General features: G+C 67.4%; 16 protein-coding genes. 8 read left to right on the top strand and 8 right to left on the bottom strand.

Going from position 1 to position 16,039, the window contains the following annotated elements; translation table 11 throughout:
• A partial coding sequence (locus tag ACE3P2_RS18570; RefSeq protein ID WP_374267222.1) for a hypothetical protein occupies positions 1 to 385 on the top strand: 385 nt, incomplete at its 5' end.
• 72 nt (positions 386 to 457) lie between these two features.
• On the opposite strand, the gene gatB is transcribed toward ACE3P2_RS18570, so the two are convergent.
• From gatB to gatC, 4 genes are read right to left on the bottom strand one after another with little or no spacing between them, the layout of a single operon-like run.
• Positions 458 to 1,987: an Asp-tRNA(Asn)/Glu-tRNA(Gln) amidotransferase subunit GatB gene (gene gatB, locus ACE3P2_RS18565; RefSeq protein ID WP_374267220.1), complete on the bottom strand. Its 1,530-nt coding sequence runs from the start codon at positions 1,985 to 1,987 to the stop codon at positions 458 to 460.
• A gap of 25 nt (positions 1,988 to 2,012) precedes the next feature.
• Positions 2,013 to 2,501, bottom strand: coding sequence for a hypothetical protein (locus tag ACE3P2_RS18560; protein WP_374267218.1), 489 nt, complete (start codon positions 2,499 to 2,501; stop codon positions 2,013 to 2,015).
• A gap of 20 nt (positions 2,502 to 2,521) precedes the next feature.
• A complete protein-coding gene (gatA, locus tag ACE3P2_RS18555; protein WP_374267216.1) occupies positions 2,522 to 3,973 on the bottom strand; it encodes an Asp-tRNA(Asn)/Glu-tRNA(Gln) amidotransferase subunit GatA in 1,452 nt (483 codons plus the stop codon).
• A 60-nt stretch (positions 3,974 to 4,033) separates the two neighbouring features.
• Positions 4,034 to 4,321 carry an Asp-tRNA(Asn)/Glu-tRNA(Gln) amidotransferase subunit GatC gene (gene gatC, locus ACE3P2_RS18550; protein WP_374267214.1) on the bottom strand — a complete coding sequence of 96 codons (288 nt, stop codon included), beginning with the start codon at positions 4,319 to 4,321 and terminating at the stop codon, positions 4,034 to 4,036.
• 108 nt (positions 4,322 to 4,429) lie between these two features.
• Between gatC and ACE3P2_RS18545 the strand changes: the two genes are divergently transcribed.
• From ACE3P2_RS18545 to ACE3P2_RS18515, 7 genes are all read left to right on the top strand, one after another.
• A complete protein-coding gene (locus ACE3P2_RS18545) occupies positions 4,430 to 5,473 on the top strand; it encodes a rod shape-determining protein (RefSeq protein WP_141352592.1) in 1,044 nt (347 codons plus the stop codon).
• A 116-nt stretch (positions 5,474 to 5,589) separates the two neighbouring features.
• On the top strand, positions 5,590 to 6,507 hold the full coding sequence (gene mreC, locus ACE3P2_RS18540; protein ID WP_374267211.1) for a rod shape-determining protein MreC: 918 nt from the start codon (positions 5,590 to 5,592) through the stop codon (positions 6,505 to 6,507).
• 3 nt (positions 6,508 to 6,510) lie between these two features.
• On the top strand, positions 6,511 to 7,032 hold the full coding sequence (gene mreD, locus ACE3P2_RS18535; RefSeq protein ID WP_374267209.1) for a rod shape-determining protein MreD: 522 nt from the start codon (positions 6,511 to 6,513) through the stop codon (positions 7,030 to 7,032).
• A gap of 6 nt (positions 7,033 to 7,038) precedes the next feature.
• Complete coding sequence (gene mrdA / locus ACE3P2_RS18530; RefSeq protein WP_374267207.1) at positions 7,039 to 8,943, top strand: penicillin-binding protein 2; 1,905 nt, start codon at positions 7,039 to 7,041, stop codon at positions 8,941 to 8,943.
• Positions 8,936 to 10,078 (top strand): rod shape-determining protein RodA, encoded by a 1,143-nt coding sequence (gene rodA, locus ACE3P2_RS18525; RefSeq protein WP_374267205.1) that lies wholly within the window; start codon positions 8,936 to 8,938, stop codon positions 10,076 to 10,078. The genes mrdA and rodA overlap by 8 nt, the downstream gene beginning before the upstream one ends.
• 34 nt (positions 10,079 to 10,112) lie before the next feature.
• On the top strand, positions 10,113 to 11,144 hold the full coding sequence (locus ACE3P2_RS18520; RefSeq protein WP_374267203.1) for a septal ring lytic transglycosylase RlpA family protein: 1,032 nt from the start codon (positions 10,113 to 10,115) through the stop codon (positions 11,142 to 11,144).
• Positions 11,145 to 11,247: 103 nt separating this feature from the next.
• Positions 11,248 to 11,463 (top strand): hypothetical protein, encoded by a 216-nt coding sequence (locus ACE3P2_RS18515; protein WP_374267201.1) that lies wholly within the window; start codon positions 11,248 to 11,250, stop codon positions 11,461 to 11,463.
• A gap of 213 nt (positions 11,464 to 11,676) precedes the next feature.
• Here the strand turns inward: ACE3P2_RS18515 and ACE3P2_RS18510 are convergent, their stop codons facing one another.
• Genes ACE3P2_RS18510 through mnmG form a run of 4 tightly spaced genes read right to left on the bottom strand, consistent with a single transcriptional unit; the run spans position 11,677 to position 15,856 of the window.
• Positions 11,677 to 12,543 carry a ParB/RepB/Spo0J family partition protein gene (locus ACE3P2_RS18510; RefSeq protein WP_374267199.1) on the bottom strand — a complete coding sequence of 289 codons (867 nt, stop codon included), beginning with the start codon at positions 12,541 to 12,543 and terminating at the stop codon, positions 11,677 to 11,679.
• An 8-nt stretch (positions 12,544 to 12,551) separates the two neighbouring features.
• On the bottom strand, positions 12,552 to 13,322 hold the full coding sequence (locus tag ACE3P2_RS18505; RefSeq protein ID WP_374267197.1) for a ParA family protein: 771 nt from the start codon (positions 13,320 to 13,322) through the stop codon (positions 12,552 to 12,554).
• Between the two features lie 3 nt (positions 13,323 to 13,325).
• Positions 13,326 to 13,955 carry a 16S rRNA (guanine(527)-N(7))-methyltransferase RsmG gene (gene rsmG / locus ACE3P2_RS18500; RefSeq protein ID WP_374267195.1) on the bottom strand — a complete coding sequence of 210 codons (630 nt, stop codon included), beginning with the start codon at positions 13,953 to 13,955 and terminating at the stop codon, positions 13,326 to 13,328.
• Positions 13,952 to 15,856 (bottom strand): tRNA uridine-5-carboxymethylaminomethyl(34) synthesis enzyme MnmG, encoded by a 1,905-nt coding sequence (gene mnmG, locus ACE3P2_RS18495; protein WP_374267193.1) that lies wholly within the window; start codon positions 15,854 to 15,856, stop codon positions 13,952 to 13,954. Before mnmG ends, rsmG begins: the two co-directional genes overlap by 4 nt.
• Between the last annotated feature and the right edge of the window lie 183 nt (positions 15,857 to 16,039).

Raw genomic sequence — 16,039 nt, 5'->3', positions numbered from 1 at the left:
GGGCGGCATGTTCGCCGACGAGCCGTGGCTGGACATGGCCCCGGGTCTGGCGCAGCAGGCCGAGCTGCTGGCGGGGGTGCGCAGCATCGCGCCGGCGGATTTCACGCGGGCGCTGGCCTGCCTCGCCGCCGCGCCGGCACCCGACGGCACCGCGGTGGTGCCCGCACTGCCGGCGCCGATGGCGAGTCGGCCCGTCGACCTTCCGGCGCGGGCGGGGGGCGACGTGGGCATGTCGCCGCCACGCCCGGACGGCCTCGGCGTGGGGAGCGGCTTCGCCGATCCGCGCAGCTTCCTGCTGGCGGTGATGAACGACCCGACGGCCCGCGCCGAGCATCGTCTCGACGCCGCCAAGGCGCTGCTGCCGTACTTCAGCCGCCCGCTGTAGCCGGCCGGCGCGGTGAACGGCAAACGGGCCGCCCGGTGAGGAGCGGCCCGTCGTGCGTGGGGCGGGTGGGGGTCAGCCGAGCTTCTTCTTGAGCAGCGCGTTCACCTGGGCCGGGTTGGCCTTGCCCTTGCTGGCCTTCATGCACTGGCCGACCAGCGCGTTGAAGGCCTTTTCCTTGCCGGCGCGGAACTCCTCGACGGATTTCTGGTTGGCGGCCAGCACCTCGTCGATGATCGCCTCGATGGCGCCGCTGTCGGTCACCTGCTTGAGGCCCAAGCTTTCGATCAGTCCGTCTACGCCTGCCCCTGTGTTACCTCCGACGGCGCCAATTCCGCCAATGGTGGCAGCTATATATGAGAAGGAGCCTCTCTGGGCCATGTTATCCCACATTTGCGCAAACAACGTCTTAGCTCCAGAGTTGTTGATCGTACCATCGGCGATTTTCAAAATAATGCCTGCCAGTTGCACAGCGCTCACCGGGCTTGCAGTGATGTCCAGTTCGGCCTTGTTGAGGCGTGCGGCGAGCTCGCCCATCACCCAGTTGGCGCAGGTCTTGGCGTTGGCGGCGCCGGCGGCAGCGACGGCATCCACGTAGAACTGGGCCGTCTCGCGGCTGGCGGTGAGGGTGGTGGCGTCGTAGGCGGAGAGGCCGTATTCGCCCTGGAAGCGGGCCGACAGGGCGGCGGGCAGTTCGGGCATCTCGCCCTTCACGCGGTCGATCCAGTCGGCGCCGATGACCAGTGGCAGCAGGTCGGGGTCGGGGAAGTAGCGGTAGTCGTGGGCGTCTTCCTTGCTGCGCATGGCGCGGGTTTCGCCGGTGTCCGGGTCAAACAGCACGGTGGCCTGCTGGACCTTGCCGCCGTCCTCGATCAGTTCGATCTGCCACTGGATCTCGTAGTCGATGGCCTGCTGCAGGAAGCGGAAGCTGTTGAGGTTCTTGATCTCGCGGCGGGTGCCGAACTCGGCCTGGCCGCGGGGGCGCACCGACACGTTGGCGTCGCAGCGGAAGGAGCCTTCCTGCATGTTGCCGTCGCAGATGTCGATCCAGCGCACCAGGGCGTGGAGCGCCTTGGCGTAGGCCACGGCCTCGGCCGACGAACGCATGTCGGGCTCGGAGACGATCTCGAGCAGCGGCGTGCCGGCGCGGTTGAGGTCGATGCCGGTCATGCCGTGGAAATCTTCGTGGAGGCTCTTGCCGGCGTCTTCTTCGAGGTGGGCGCGGGTGAGATTGACGCGCTTCTCGTAGTGGCCGCCCTTGCCGTCGGGCACCAGCAGGTCGAGGTGGCCGCCCTGCACCACCGGCAGCTCGTACTGGCTGATCTGGTAGCCCTTGGGGAGATCGGGGTAGAAGTAGTTCTTGCGGGCGAAGATGCTCTTGGGCGAGACGGTGGCGCCCACCGCGAGGCCGAAGCGGATGGCCCGCTCGACGGCGCCCTTGTTGAGCACCGGCAGCACGCCGGGCAGGGCGATATCCACCGCGCAGGCCTGCACGTTGGGTTCGGCGCCGAAGGCGATGCTGGCGCCGGAGAAGATCTTGGATTGCGTGTTGAGCTGGGAGTGAACTTCCAGCCCGATGACGACTTCCCAGTCGGTTCTGCTCATGGTGGCTCTCTAAATTTGATGTCGTTCAGTCACAGCGGCCGCTGGCCTTGTCGATCAGCAGCGGCCAGACGTAGTCCTGGGCGCTGGCGGGGCTGCACAGCTGGTGGCAGTTGGCGAAGGCCACGGTGACCTGTTCGCCCTGTTCCCACATATGCACCCGGCAGTCCCGTGCGCCGGTGAGTTCGACGGAGGGCAGGGCCTGGGTCTGGCGGAACTGGCTGAGGTCGTAGCGGCAGGTGCCGCGCTTGGGCATGGTGATCTCGGCCTTGAAGGCGTTGACCTTGGAATTGACCACGTCGATCGTGGCGCTGCCGAAGTTGCCGGTTTCGTCCTTGAAGCGGCACTCGGTACTGACGCTGAAGGTGCGCAGCGGCATCGGCTTGAGCTTGCCCTCGGCGCGGCTGGCGGGGCGTTCGACGATGCCGCCTTCGGACTTGCCGAGGGCCGGCAGCTCGAGCGTCGAGCAACCGGCGAGGGTGGCGGTGGTCGCGGCGAGAAGGAGGAGGCGCTTCATCGGCGTGCTCTCGCGTCGGTTCAGGTGCGGGGCGCCCGGGCGTGCCAGTCGGTGGCCTGCTGGAACTGGTGGGCGACGCCCAGCAGGCGCGCTTCGTCGAAGTAGTTGCCGATCAGCTGCAGGCCGACCGGAAGCCCGCCCGCGCCGAAACCGGCCGGGTGCGACAGGCCGGGCAAGCCGGCGAGGTTGACCGCCACGGTGTAGATGTCGCCGAGGTACATCTGCACCGGATCGTCGGTCTTGGCGCCCAGCGCGTAGGCGGTGGTCGGCGCGGTGGGGCCGGCGATCACGTCGCACTGCTGGAAGGCGGCGGCGAAGTCGTTGGCGATCAGGCGGCGGAGCTTTTGCGCCTTGATGTAGTAGGCGTCGTAGTAGCCGTGGGAGAGCACGTAGGTGCCCACCAGGATGCGCCGCTGCACCTCGGCGCCGAAGCCCTGGGCGCGGCTCTTGCAGTACATGTCGTTGAGGTCGGTGTACGCGGCGGCGCGGTGGCCGTAGCGCACGCCGTCGAAGCGGCTGAGGTTGGAACTGGCCTCGGCCGGGGCGATCACGTAGTAGGCGGGGATCGCCAGGCGGGCGTTGGGCAGGCTCACCTCGACGGTGGTGGCGCCGAGCCTGCGGTATTCGGCGAGGGCTGCATCCACCGCGGCGCGCACGTCGTCGGCCATGCCGTCGGCGAAGAACTCCTTGGGCAGGCCGATGCGCAGGCCGGCGAGGGGCTTGGAGAGATCGCGGCCGTAGTTCTCGGCCTCGCGTTCGAGGCTGGTGGAATCCCGCGGATCGTGGCCGGCCATGGCGGACAGCAGCAGCGCGCAATCCTCGGCCGAGCGGGCGAAGGCGCCGCCCTGATCCAGCGACGAGGCGTAGGCGATCATGCCGTAGCGCGACACGGTGCCGTAGGTGGGCTTGATGCCGGTGACGCCGCAGAACGAGGCCGGCTGGCGCACCGAGCCGCCGGTGTCGGTGCCGGTGGCGATGGGCACCATGCGCGCCGCCACCGCCGCCGCCGAGCCGCCGGACGAGCCACCCGGCACGCAGTCGGGGTTCCACGGGTTGCGGGTGGGGCCGAAGTGGGAGTTCTCGTTGGAGGAGCCCATCGCGAACTCGTCCATGTTGGTCTTGCCGACCATCACCGCGCCAGCCTGCTTGAGCAGGGTGACCACGTGGGCGTCGTAGGGCGAGACGAAGTTGGTGAGCATCTTCGAGCCGCAGGTGGTGAGCACGCCTTCGGTGCAGAACACATCCTTGTGGGCCAGCGGGATGCCGGTGAGCGGGCCGGCGGTGCCGGCGGCGATGCGCGCGTCGGCTTCGGCAGCGGCCTGCAGGGCGCTGTCCCGGCAGGTGGTGACGAAGGCGTTGATGCGGCCGTTGCCGGCCTCGATGCGGGCGAGGCTGTCGGTGGCGAGTTCGACGGCGGAGACGCGCCCGGCGCGGAGCGCGGCGGCGATGTCTTTGAGGCTGGAATCGATCATGGTGCGCGGTGCGAAGTGAAGGCGGCTGCCGAAGCAGCCGCGGAACGATTTGGGGGCGGCTTACTCAATGACCTTGGGCACCAGGTACAGACCGTCCTCGGTCTGCGGGGCGACGGCCTGGTAGGCGGCGCGCCGGTCGGTCTCGCTGACCGTGTCGTCACGCAGGCGCTGGGCGAGTTCCTGGGGGTGGCTCATCGGTTCGACACCGTCGGTGTTCACCGCCTGCATCTCCTCGATCAGACCGAAGATGCCGTTGAGTTTGGCCTGAGTGGCAGCGAGTTCGCCATCGGCGAGTTCGAGGCGGGCAAGCTTGGCGATATGGCGGACTTCGTCGACGGAAAGTGTCATGGCAATTTACAAAGTTGCTTAAACGACAAAGGTTTGTAGGTTATCATAAGCGATTCTGTTGCCCTAATTCCCAACCCCTCCAACGGCTTCTTCCGGGATTTTTCTCCGATGTTTGGTTCTCTGCGCTCCTATTTTTCGAACGATCTCGCCATCGACCTCGGCACCGCCAACACCCTGATCTACGTGCGCGGCAAGGGCATCGTTCTCGATGAACCGTCCGTGGTGGCGATTCGCACCGAAGGCGGCCCGAACGCCAAGAAAACCATCCTCGCCGTGGGGATGTCCGCCAAGCAGATGCTCGGCAAGACCCCGGGCAACATCACCGCCATCCGCCCGATGAAGGACGGCGTGATCGCCGACTTCACCGTCACCGAGCAGATGCTCAAGCAGTTCATCAAGAAGGTGCACGACACGCGCCTGTTCTCGCCCAGCCCGCGCATCATCATCTGCGTGCCCTGCGGCTCGACCCAGGTGGAGCGCCGGGCGATCCGCGAATCCGCCCTCGGCGCCGGCGCGAGCAACGTTTACCTGATCGAAGAGCCGATGGCCGCGGCGATCGGCGCCGGCATGCCGGTGGCCGACGCGACCGGCTCGATGGTCGTCGATATCGGCGGCGGCACCACCGAGGTGGGCGTGATCTCCCTGGGCGGCATGGTGTATGCCGGCTCGATCCGCGTCGGCGGCGACAAGTTCGACGAGGCGATCGTCAATTACATCCGCCGCAACTACGGCATGTTGATCGGCGAGACCACCGCCGAATCCATCAAGAAGGGCATCGGCTCGGCCTTCCCCGGTTCCGAGGTGCAGGAGATGGAAGTCAAGGGCCGCAACCTGGCCGAAGGCATTCCGCGCGCCTTCACCATCTCGTCCAACGAGATCCTCGAGGCGCTCACCGAGCCGCTCAACCAGATCGTTTCGGCGGTCAAGATCGCGCTGGAACAAACCCCGCCCGAACTCGGTGCCGACATCGCCGAGCGCGGCATGGTGCTCACCGGCGGCGGTGCGCTGCTGCGCGACCTCGACCGCCTGCTGATGGAAGAAACCGGCCTGCCGGTGATCGTCGCCGATGATCCGCTGACTTGCGTGGTCCGCGGCTCGGGAATGGCCCTCGAAAAGATGGACCAGCTCGGCTCCATCTTCACCAGCGAATAAGACGCGTCGGCTGCGACAGGGCGCCCGCGGTGAGCACCTCGTTCTCCCGCGTGTGCCGGCGACCCGGGCTTGTCCCGGGCGCGCTCGTTTGCGGCGCAACCTGAACTCCCCGCCCGATGGTCGGCCATTCGCCTCCTCCCTTCTTCAAGCGCGGGCCTGCGCCGCTGGCCAAGCTCGTGTTCTTCGTCATCGTCTCGCTGGCGATGCTCGTCTCCGACCTCAACCTGCGCTACCTCGACGCCTTCCGTCAGGGCTTGTCGGTGCTGGCCTACCCGCTGCAGATGGCGGCGGCGACGCCGGCGGATTTCGTGCGCAACGCCTCCAACTACTTCGCCTCGCTGGTGCGTCTGCAGATCGAGAACAAGGAGCTCAAGAGCAGGCAGCTCCAGGGCGCCGAGCGGATGCTGCGGCTCGATCAGCTCGAGCAGGAGAACCGCCATCTGCGCACCCTGCTCGATGCCCGCGAGCGCCAGCCGGTCAAGTCGGTGGTCGCCGAGATCATGTACACCGCCAAGGATCCGTTCTCGCGCAAGGTGATCCTCGACAAGGGCGCCCAGGCCGGCATCGAGGCCGGTCAGGCGGTGGTGGACGACGCCGGCGTGATCGGCCAGATCACCCGGGTGTTTCCGATGCAGTCCGAGCTCACCCTGCTCACCGACAAGGATCAGGCGATTCCGGTCACCATCGTGCGCAGCGGTCTGCGCGCGGTGCTGTTCGGTTCCGGCAACGGCCTGATGGAGCTGCGCTATCTCGCCACCAACGCCGACGTGCAGCCCGGTGACAAGGTCGTCACTTCCGGGCTCGACGGGGTTTTCCTCGCCGGCCTGCCGGTGGCTACCGTCGCCAAGGTCGAGCGCGATCAGGCCCAGACCTTCGCGCGCATCCCGTGCCTGCCGGCGGCGGGGGTCGAGCAGTTCAGCCATGTGCTGGTGCTGGGCCATCGCGAGGCGCTGCCGCCGCGTCCGCCCGAGCCCGAGGTAATCAACAAGGGCAAGGTCGGCAAGGGCCGCAAGGCCAGGGCCGGCAAGGAGTAAGCCATGCAACCGACCAACCGCTCGAGCCGCATCCTGCTCCCGGTGAAGATGTGGTTCGTCTACCTGACCCTCTTCATCGCGCTGTTCCTCAATTACATCCCCACCGGGCATCTGCCCGCGGTGCCCGATTTCGTTGCCCTGGTGCTGGCCTTCTGGTGCGTGCGCGAGCCGCTCAAGATCGGCATCGGTACCGGGTTCGTGTTCGGCTTGATGACCGACATCGGTGTTGGCGCGGCGATGGGGCAGCACGCCTTCTCGTACGTGCTGCTGGCCTACGCGGCCAACGAGCTGTCGCGCCGGGTGCTGTGGTTCACCCCGGTGGAGCAGGCGCTCCACGTGCTGCCGCTGTTGTTCCTGTCGCAGGTGGTGATGGTCGTGGTGCGCCTGATGGCCGGCGCCGAATTTCCGGGCTGGTGGATGTTCTTCGGCTGCTTCGTCGGGGCCCTGCTGTGGATCCCGCTGCACTACGTTTTGTTGCTACCCCAGTACCAGCCCGTCGAACGGGACGAGAATCGCCCGATCTGACGCACCATGACGGTCATCCGCACACCCGAACAGGAACTCGCCCGTTTCCGCACCCGCCTGGCGGTGGCGGGCACGGTGGCGCTGGTGTGTTTCGGCCTGCTGGCGGCACGTTTCTTCTACCTGCAGGTCGTTCGCTACGACTACTACTCGACCCGCGCCGAGGATAACCGCATCTCGCTGGTGCCCATCGTGCCCAACCGCGGCCTTATCATGGACCGCAACGGCACCGTGCTGGCTCGCAACTACTCGGCCTACACGCTGGAGATCACCCCGTCGCGAGTGGCCGACCTGGAGCAGACCATCGAGGCGCTCTCCAAGCTCGTCGACATCCAGCCCAAGGACCGCAAGCGCCTCAAGAAGCTGATGGACGAGTCCAAGAGCTTCGAGTCGCTGCCGATCCGCAACCGGCTCTCCGACGAGGAGGTGGCCCGCTTCATCGCCCAGCGCTACCGTTTCCCGGGCGTCGAACTCAAGGCGCGGCTGTTCCGCGATTACCCGATGGGGGCCTTCGGCGCCCACATCATCGGCTACATCGGGCGGATCAACGACCGCGACCTGGAACGCATCGAGGACAACGACGATTCCGCCAACTACCGCGGCACCGATCACATCGGCAAGGCAGGCCTCGAGAAGAGCTACGAGCGGGAGCTCCACGGCCAGACCGGCTTCGAGGAGGTCGAGGTCGATTCCGGCGGCCGCGCCGTGCGAGCCCTGCGGCGTACCCCGGCCACGCCCGGCAACAATCTGGTGCTCACCGTCGACCTGAAGCTGCAGGAAGTCGTCGAGAAAGCCTTCGGCAAGCGTCGCGGCGCGCTGGTGGCGATCGAGCCGGGCAGTGGCGGGGTGCTGGCGCTGGTGTCGGTGCCGACCTTCGATCCCAACCTGTTCGTGGACGGCATCGCGCCCCAGGACTGGGACGAGCTCAACAACTCGCCCGACCACCCGATGGTGAACCGCGCCCTCAACGGCGCCTATCCGCCGGGCTCCACCTTCAAGCCCTTCATGGCGCTGGCGGCGTTGATGAGCGGCAAGCGTACTGCCAGTCAGGCGATCGTCGATCCGGGCTACTTCGATTTCGGTGGCCACCATTTCCGCGACGACAAGGCCGGCGGCCACGGTGTGGTGGACATGTACCGCTCGATCGTCCACTCCTGCGACACCTACTACTACAAGCTGGCCAACGACATGGGGATCGACCTGATCGCCTCGCAGCTCGGTCAGTTCGGCTTCGGCAGCCGGACTGGCATCGACATCGAAGGCGAAAGCTCCGGTGTGCTGCCGTCGCCCGAGTGGAAGAAGCGTCGCTTCAAGCGCCCCGAGCAGCAGAAGTGGTTCGGTGGCGAGACCATCTCGATCGGCATCGGCCAGGGCTACAACGCCTACACCATGCTCCAACTCGCCCACGCCACGGCCACCCTGGCGGCCGGCGGGGTGATGTACAAGCCACACCTCGTCAAGTACATCGAAAACGCCCGCGACGGGACCCGGCGGCTCATCGAACCCCAGCCGATCAAGCAGATCCCGATCCGCCCGGACCATTTCGACACCATCCGCCGGGCGATGGTCGGCGTGAACCGCGAGGGCACCGGCGCCCGCGCCTTCGCCGGCACCCCCTACCAGGTGGCAGGCAAGACCGGCACCGCGCAAGTCTTCTCCCTCAAGGGCGCCAAGTATTCGTCGCGGATCGCCGAGCGGCTGCGCGACCACGCGCTCTACATCGCCTTCGCCCCGGCCGACAAGCCGACCATCGCCCTGGCGGTGCTGGTCGAGAACGGCGGTTTCGGGGCCGAGTCGGCCGCCCCGATCGTGCGTCAGGTGCTCGATTACTACCTGCTCGGCAAGCTGCCGGCGGGGGTCGCGCCGGAAGATCCGGGCGCCGAGACGGGCAGTGGAGACAGCGCCGGTGATTGATTCCCGCCTCGATCCGCGCAAGTGGCTCGCCTATCTCCTCGCGCCCCTCGACGGCCCGCTGCTGCTGATCGTCATGTGTCTGCTCGGTTTTGCCGCGGTGGTGATGGTCAGCGCCTCGCCGGAGCGCCTCGGCACGCTGGCGCTCAACGCCGGGGTGGCGTTCGTCGTGATGTGGGTCGCCGCGCGCATTCCACCCCAGCGCATGATGAGCATCGCGTTGCCGCTGTACGTGCTCGGCGTGCTGCTGCTCATCGGCGTGGCTTTGTTCGGGGACGTCTCGAAGGGCGCGCGGCGCTGGCTCAACATCGGCGTGGCGCGCATCCAGCCGTCCGAGCTGATGAAGATCTCGATGCCGCTGATGCTTGCCTGGTACTTCCAGTGCCGCGAAGGCATGTTGCGGGTGCGCGACTTCTTCATTGCCGGTGCCCTGCTGCTCGTGCCGGTCGGGTTGATCGCCAAGCAGCCCGATCTCGGCACCGCGGTGCTGGTGGCGGCGGCCGGCTTCTACGTGCTGTTCTTCGCCGGCCTCACCTGGCGCCTGATCCTGCCGGTGGCGGTGGTGGGCATTGCCGGCATCGCGGCCATCGTCGCGATGGGCGACTCGATCTGCCAACCCGGCGTCGAGTGGCCGGGTATGCGCGAATACCAGAAGCACCGGGTGTGCACCCTGCTCGATCCCACCTCCGACCCCCTCGGCAAGGGCTTTCACATCATCCAGTCCACCATCGCCATCGGCTCCGGCGGCGTGCTCGGCAAGGGGTGGGGAAACGGCACCCAGACGCATCTGGACTTCCTGCCCGAACGTCACACAGATTTTATTTTTGCGGTCCTGACCGAGGAATTCGGGCTTGCCGGCGCCTTGTTTCTTGCGGTACTCTATATCCTGTTGATTTTTCGCGGCCTTTTTATTGCCGCTGGTGCCCCGACCCTGTTCTCGCGCCTTCTTGCCGGCGCCCTCACGCTGATCTTCTTCACCTACGCGTTTGTGAACATGGGCATGGTGAGCGGAATTCTCCCCGTCGTCGGGGTTCCGCTGCCCTTCGTCAGTTACGGTGGCACTGCACTCGTCACCCTGTGTCTCGGTGTTGGCATGCTCATGAGCATCCAGCGTCACCGGCGCCGGGTTGGTACCTGAACCCGCGCGCGCAACCGCGCGCGCCCGAACAGGAATGAGCGTCATGTTCCCTGTAGCGATGTTTCGTCGCGCCGGCTGGCTGCCGGCGCTCTTCTGTAGCGCGCTCGCGCTGGCGAGCCAGGCGCTCGCCACCCCTGTCACGTCCACCGATGCGACCGCCGATACCGCGTTTTCCGCGGGGCTGAAGCCGGCCGCGCGTTTCCATTTCGCCGATGGCGTCTTCAAGAACGACGGCCAGACGGACGCCGAGACCCCTGCCGACGAGCCCGTCGAGGCGCCGGCCGTCCGCAAGAACGATTACTCCCTGAGCGGTGCGATGCCCGCCGGTGGCGGCCTCACCCTCGAGCGGGGCGTTGCGAGCTGGTACGGCAAGATGTTCCACGGCCGCAAGACTTCCAGCGGCGACGCGTACGACATGTACGCGATGACCGCCGCGCATCCGAGCCTGCCGATTCCCAGCTACGTCCGCGTGACCAATCTTGCCAACGGCCGGTCGGCGGTGGTGCGGGTGAATGACCGCGGCCCCTTCCACCCGGGGCGCGTGATCGACCTGTCCTACGCGGCCGCTTACAAGCTGGGCTACGTGGACCAGGGGCACGCCAACGTCGAGATTGCCCTGGTGCTGCCCGAAGAGGTCGCCATGGTGCCGGCCGCGCGCCCGGTGCCGCCGATTCGCCGTGCAAAGGCGCCGGCGCCCGTCGCCGTGGCGGCCCGTCCGGTTGCTGCGCCGGTGGTCGCGGCCGTGGAGGCGGCGCGCCCGGCTGTGTCCGACGCGTCATCCGCGGTGCCGGCGCCGCAGTCCGTCGTGGCTGCGCGCGCTGCCGACAAGTCTCACGGCGAGGTTTTCCTGCAACTCGGCTCGTTCGGCACTGCCGGCACGGCGGAGCATTTCAAGAGCTTCGTCGAATACGAGCTGAAGTGGCTCAAGGAGTCGGTCTCGGTGCTCGCCTCCGAAGGCAAGTACCGCCTGCGCGTGGGGCCTTTCCCGTCTGCCCTCGAGGCTCGCTCGATCGCCGAGCGGATTGCCGGCACACTCAAGCTCAAGCCCGCGGTCGTGCAGCGCTGACATTGCGGCGGGGCGTGAGCCCGCGCAGTGCATAAAACCCTGCTCCCATCAAGGAAATTTTCCTCCGCTTGGCTATACTGAAATCAGCCAAGAGGAGGACATCATGAGCTTCATCGATTCGCCCATCGGCCGTTGTGAAGCGGTTCGCGAGATGGTCCTGACGGATCAAACCCAACGTCAATGTGCCGCCGAGCACGCCTGTCCGCCCGGTCGTAACTGCCCGCTGGAGGGATGTTTTGCCGAGTTGTCGGGCGTGACCGAGGCGGCGTCGCTGGCGCAGCTGGCGGCGGCCGACGCGGCTCACCGCGCCGTTGCCTGAGTGATGGCCAACCGCACGCTCGGAACCCGCCAGAAGCTGGTCTTTCGCGGTCCCGACCAAGGGGGCGTGGCGGGGCGGGCGCAGCAGGTGTCGCGTCATTTGCTGGGGGCTCCGGCCTCGTTGCGCAAGACCGAGCCGCCTCAGGCTGCGGTGTCAGGTGCCGGGCCCCGGCAGGGGCGGCGCGTCAAGAGCGGCGCAGGCTGAAGGGCGCCTTCAGCGCAGCTTTTCGAGCAGGCCGTCGAGTTGGTCCAGGTCGCCGAACTGGATGGTGACGGCGCCGGCGCCTTTCTTGTTGGCCTTGATCTTGACCGTTGCGCCAAGGCGGTCGGCGATTTCTTCTTCCAGACGCAGCAGATCCCGGTCCGGTGGCGGGGCGGGCAGCTTTGCCTTGGGGTTCAGTTCCTGCTGGACGAGGCGCTCCGCCTCTCGCACCGACAGCCCGCGGGCGGCGATCAGGTTGGCGAGGCCGACCTGGGCGGCACCCTCGAGGGGCAGCAGGGCGCGGGCGTGGCCCATGTCGATGTCGCCCGCCATCAGCAGTTCCTGCACCGGCAGTGCCAATTGCAGCAGACGCAGCAGGTTCGACGCGGCGGGGCGGGAGCGGCCGACAGCGTCGGCGGCCTGCTGGTGGGTCATGCCGAACTCGTCGATCAGGCGCTGGATGCCGGCGGCTTCTTCGAGCGGGTTGAGGTCTTCGCGCTGGATGTTCTCGATGAGCGACATGGCCAGCGTGGCCTCGTCGGGAATCGTCCGTACCAGGCACGGAACCTGCGTCAGGCCAGCGAGCTGGGCGGCACGCCAGCGGCGTTCACCGGCGATGATCTCGTAGCGTTTGGCGTCGAAGACGTCGCCGATGGGCCGCACGAGGATCGGCTGCATGACGCCCTGGGACTTGATCGAGGCGGCGAGCTCCTCGAGGGAGCCCGGGTCCATGCGGGTGCGCGGCTGATATTTGCCCGGAGTCAGTTCGCTCGCCGGCAGCGTCTGCAGTTCGCTGTCGTCGGTCGCGTCGTCGTCGGTATTGGCGGCGAGCAGGGCGTCGAGGCCGCGGCCGAGGCCTTTGAGTTTGGGAGGTGCCATGGTGGGGGTCAGGAGGTCTTGATCCGCTCGATCATTTCTTTGGCGAAGGCGAGGTAGGCCTGGGCGCCCTTGGCGCTGCGGTCGAACACCACGCCGGGGATGCCGTGGCTGGGGGCTTCGGCGAGGCGCACGTTGCGCGGCACGATGGTCTTGAAGACCTTGTCACCGAAGTGGGCTTCGAGCTGGGCGGAAACCTGTTGCTGGAGCGTTACGCGCGGGTCGAACATGACGCGAAGCAGGCCGATGATCGACAGGTCGCGGTTGAGGTTGGCGTGAACCTTCTTGATCGAGTTGACCAGGTCGGACAGGCCTTCGAGGGCGTAGTACTCGCACTGCATCGGGATGATGACGCCGTGGGCGATGCACAGGCCGTTCAGGGTGAGCAGCGAGAGCGAGGGCGGGCAATCGATCAGGATGAAGTCGTATTCGCCGGCGTGCAGGGCGAGGGCGTCGCGCAGGCGGTTCTCGCGGCGGGCGAGCCCGACCAGCTCGACCTCGGCGCCGGCCAGATCGCGGTTGGCGGGGATCACGTCGAAGCCGCCCGATTCGGAGCGCACGCGGGACTCGGCAACGGTGCACAGGCCCACCAGCAGGTGATAGACCGACTTGCCCAGGGTGCGCTTGTCGATGCCACAGCCCATCGTGGCGTTGCCCTGCGGATCGAGGTCGATCAGCAGGACGCGCTGGCCGGCGGTGGCGAGCCCGGCGGCGAGGTTGACGCAGGTGGTCGTCTTGCCGACGCCCCCTTTCTGGTTGGCGATGCAGAAAATGCGGGCCATGGCTCAGCTTCGTTTCACGGTGATCAGGTGACGCTCGGCGTCGAGGCCGGGAACCGTCAGGGCGGTGCTGCGTTCGAGGGCGAAACCGGCCGGGATGCGGGCGATCTCGTCGGCAGGGTAAACGCCTTTCATGGCAAGGATGCGCGTCTCGGGCCCGGCGAGGTGGGCGCTGAGATTCACGAAATCGGCCAGGTCGGCAAAGGCGCGCGAGATGATGCCGGCGGGCGCATCCGGCGCGTAGGGCGGCTGCCAGGCCTCGATGCGCGCGTGGTGGGCGCGGAAGTTGGGCAGCTTGAGCTCGATCTTGGCCTGGTTCTGGAAGGTGGCCTTCTTCTGCACCGTCTCGACGGAATCCACCTGCAGGTCGGGCCGGCAGATGGCCAGTACCACGCCCGGCAGGCCGCCGCCGGAGCCCACGTCCACCAGCCGGTCGATGCCTTTGACGTGCGGGAGCACGGAGAGCGAATCGAGCAGGTGGTGGGTGACGACCTGGGCCTCGTCACGGATCGCGGTGAGGTTGTAGACCTTGTTCCACTTGATGAGCAGGCGGCCGAAGGCGAGGAGCTTTTCCGGCGCGTCGGCGGGCAGATCGAGGCCGAGGGTGGCGATGCCTTTTTCGAGGAGGGCGCTCATGGGGCTTTCGGCTCCCGGCCACGGGCCAGTTCGCTGCGCTTGAGCCAGACCAGCAGCAGGCTGATGGCGGCGGGCGTGATGCCCTGGATGCGGCTGGCCTGGCCGATGGTTTCGGGCTTGTGCTGGTTGAGGCGCAGCTGGACTTCCTTCGACAGGCCGCGCACGGTGGTGTAGTCGAGATCCGGCGGCAGGCGGGTGGCTTCGGCGTCCGCCTGGCGGGCGACTTCGTCCTGCTGGCGATCGATGTAGCCCTGGTATTTGGCGGCGATCTCGAGCTGCTCGACCACCTGCGGGTCGGTCTCGGGCGCGTCGGGGGCGCCGGGCAGGGTCATCAGCGCGGCGTAGCTCACGCCCGGGCGGCGCAGCAGGTCGAAGAAGCTGTATTCGCGCTCGATGGATTTGCCGAGCACGGCCTCGGCGGCTTCAGACGACACCTTGGCCGGCGTCGCCCAGCTTGCGCGCAGGCGCGCGGTCTCGCGTTCGATGGCTTCGCGCTTGGTGCAGAAGGCGGCCCAGCGTTCGTCGTCCACCAGGCCAAGCCGGCGGCCGGTCTCGGTGAGGCGCAGGTCGGCGTTGTCCTCGCGCAGGCTGAGGCGGTACTCGGCGCGGGAGGTGAACATGCGGTAAGGCTCGGAGACGCCGCGGGTGATGAGGTCGTCCACCAGCACGCCCAGGTAGGCTTCGTCGCGGCGCGGGCACCAGGGCTCCTGCCCCTTCACCTGCAGCGCGGCGTTGATGCCGGCCAGCAGGCCCTGGGCGGCGGCTTCTTCGTAGCCGGTGGTGCCGTTGATCTGGCCGGCGAAGAACAGCCCGCCGATGGATTTGGTCTCGAGGCTGGACTTGAGGTTGCGCGGGTCGAAGTAGTCGTATTCGATGGCGTAGCCCGGGCGCAGGATGTGGCAGTTCTCGAGGCCCTTGATGGAGCGCACGATGTCCAGCTGCACGTCGAAGGGCAGGCTGGTGGAGATCCCGTTGGGGTAGATCTCGTGGGTGTCGAGGCCTTCGGGCTCGAGGAAGACGTGGTGGCTATCCTTGTCGGCGAAGCGGTGGATCTTGTCTTCGATGCTCGGGCAGTAGCGCGGCCCCACCCCTTCGATCACGCCCGAATACATCGGCGAGCGATCCAGGTTGGCGCGGATGATGTCGTGGGTGCGGCTGTTGGTGTTGGTGATCCAGCACGGCAGCTGGCGCGGGTGCTGGCTGGCCTTGCCGAGGAAGCTGAACACCGGCACCGGGTCGTCGCCGGGCTGCGCTTCCATCACCGAGAAGTCGATGCTGCGGGCGTCGAGGCGCGGCGGGGTGCCGGTTTTAAGCCGGCCCTGGGGCAGGGCGAGCTCCTTCAGGCGCTGGCCGAGGCTGATCGCCGGCGGGTCGCCCGCGCGGCCGGCGGAATAGTTTTGCATCCCGACGTGGATCAGGCCGTTGAGGAAAGTGCCGGCGGTGAGCACCACCGCGGGGGCCTCGAAGCGCAGCCCGATCTGGGTGACGACGCCGGTGACCCGGTCGCCCACCACGGTGAGGTCGTCCACGGCCTGCTGAAACAGCCACAGGTTGGGCTGGTTCTCGAGGCGCTTGCGGATCGCGGCCTTGTAGAGCACCCGGTCTGCCTGGGCGCGGGTGGCGCGCACGGCCGGGCCCTTGCTGGCGTTGAGGATGCGGAACTGGATGCCGCCTTCGTCGGTGGCCGCCGCCATCGCGCCGCCAAGTGCGTCAACCTCCTTGACCAGATGCCCCTTGCCGATCCCGCCAATGGACGGGTTGCAGCTCATCTGGCCGAGGGTTTCGATGTTGTGGGTGAGCAGCAGGGTGGCGCACCCGGCCCGCGCGGCCGCCAGCGCAGCTTCGGTGCCGGCATGGCCGCCGCCGACAACGATCACGTCGAATCGGGTGGGATGAAGCATGGGAAACCGGGGGAAGGTGAATCGGGGGAGCAGAATGATACGGTGTCGCGCTGCAAAAATACAGCGCCGTGCGTCGCTCCGTTAGGGAAAAATTGCGCTGTTACAACGGCTTATCCCATTTTTCGGGATGCGCTGCGCGGGGTGAGGCGGCGCCTCAATTGTGGGGGCGAGCGGCCGTTAAAA

Origin of the sequence: Zoogloea sp. (assembly GCF_041911615.1) — a bacterium.
Taxonomy (GTDB): domain Bacteria; phylum Pseudomonadota; class Gammaproteobacteria; order Burkholderiales; family Rhodocyclaceae; genus Zoogloea.
The sequence above is the reverse complement of the archived record's forward strand: the minus strand, read 5'-3'. Positions and strand labels throughout refer to the sequence as shown.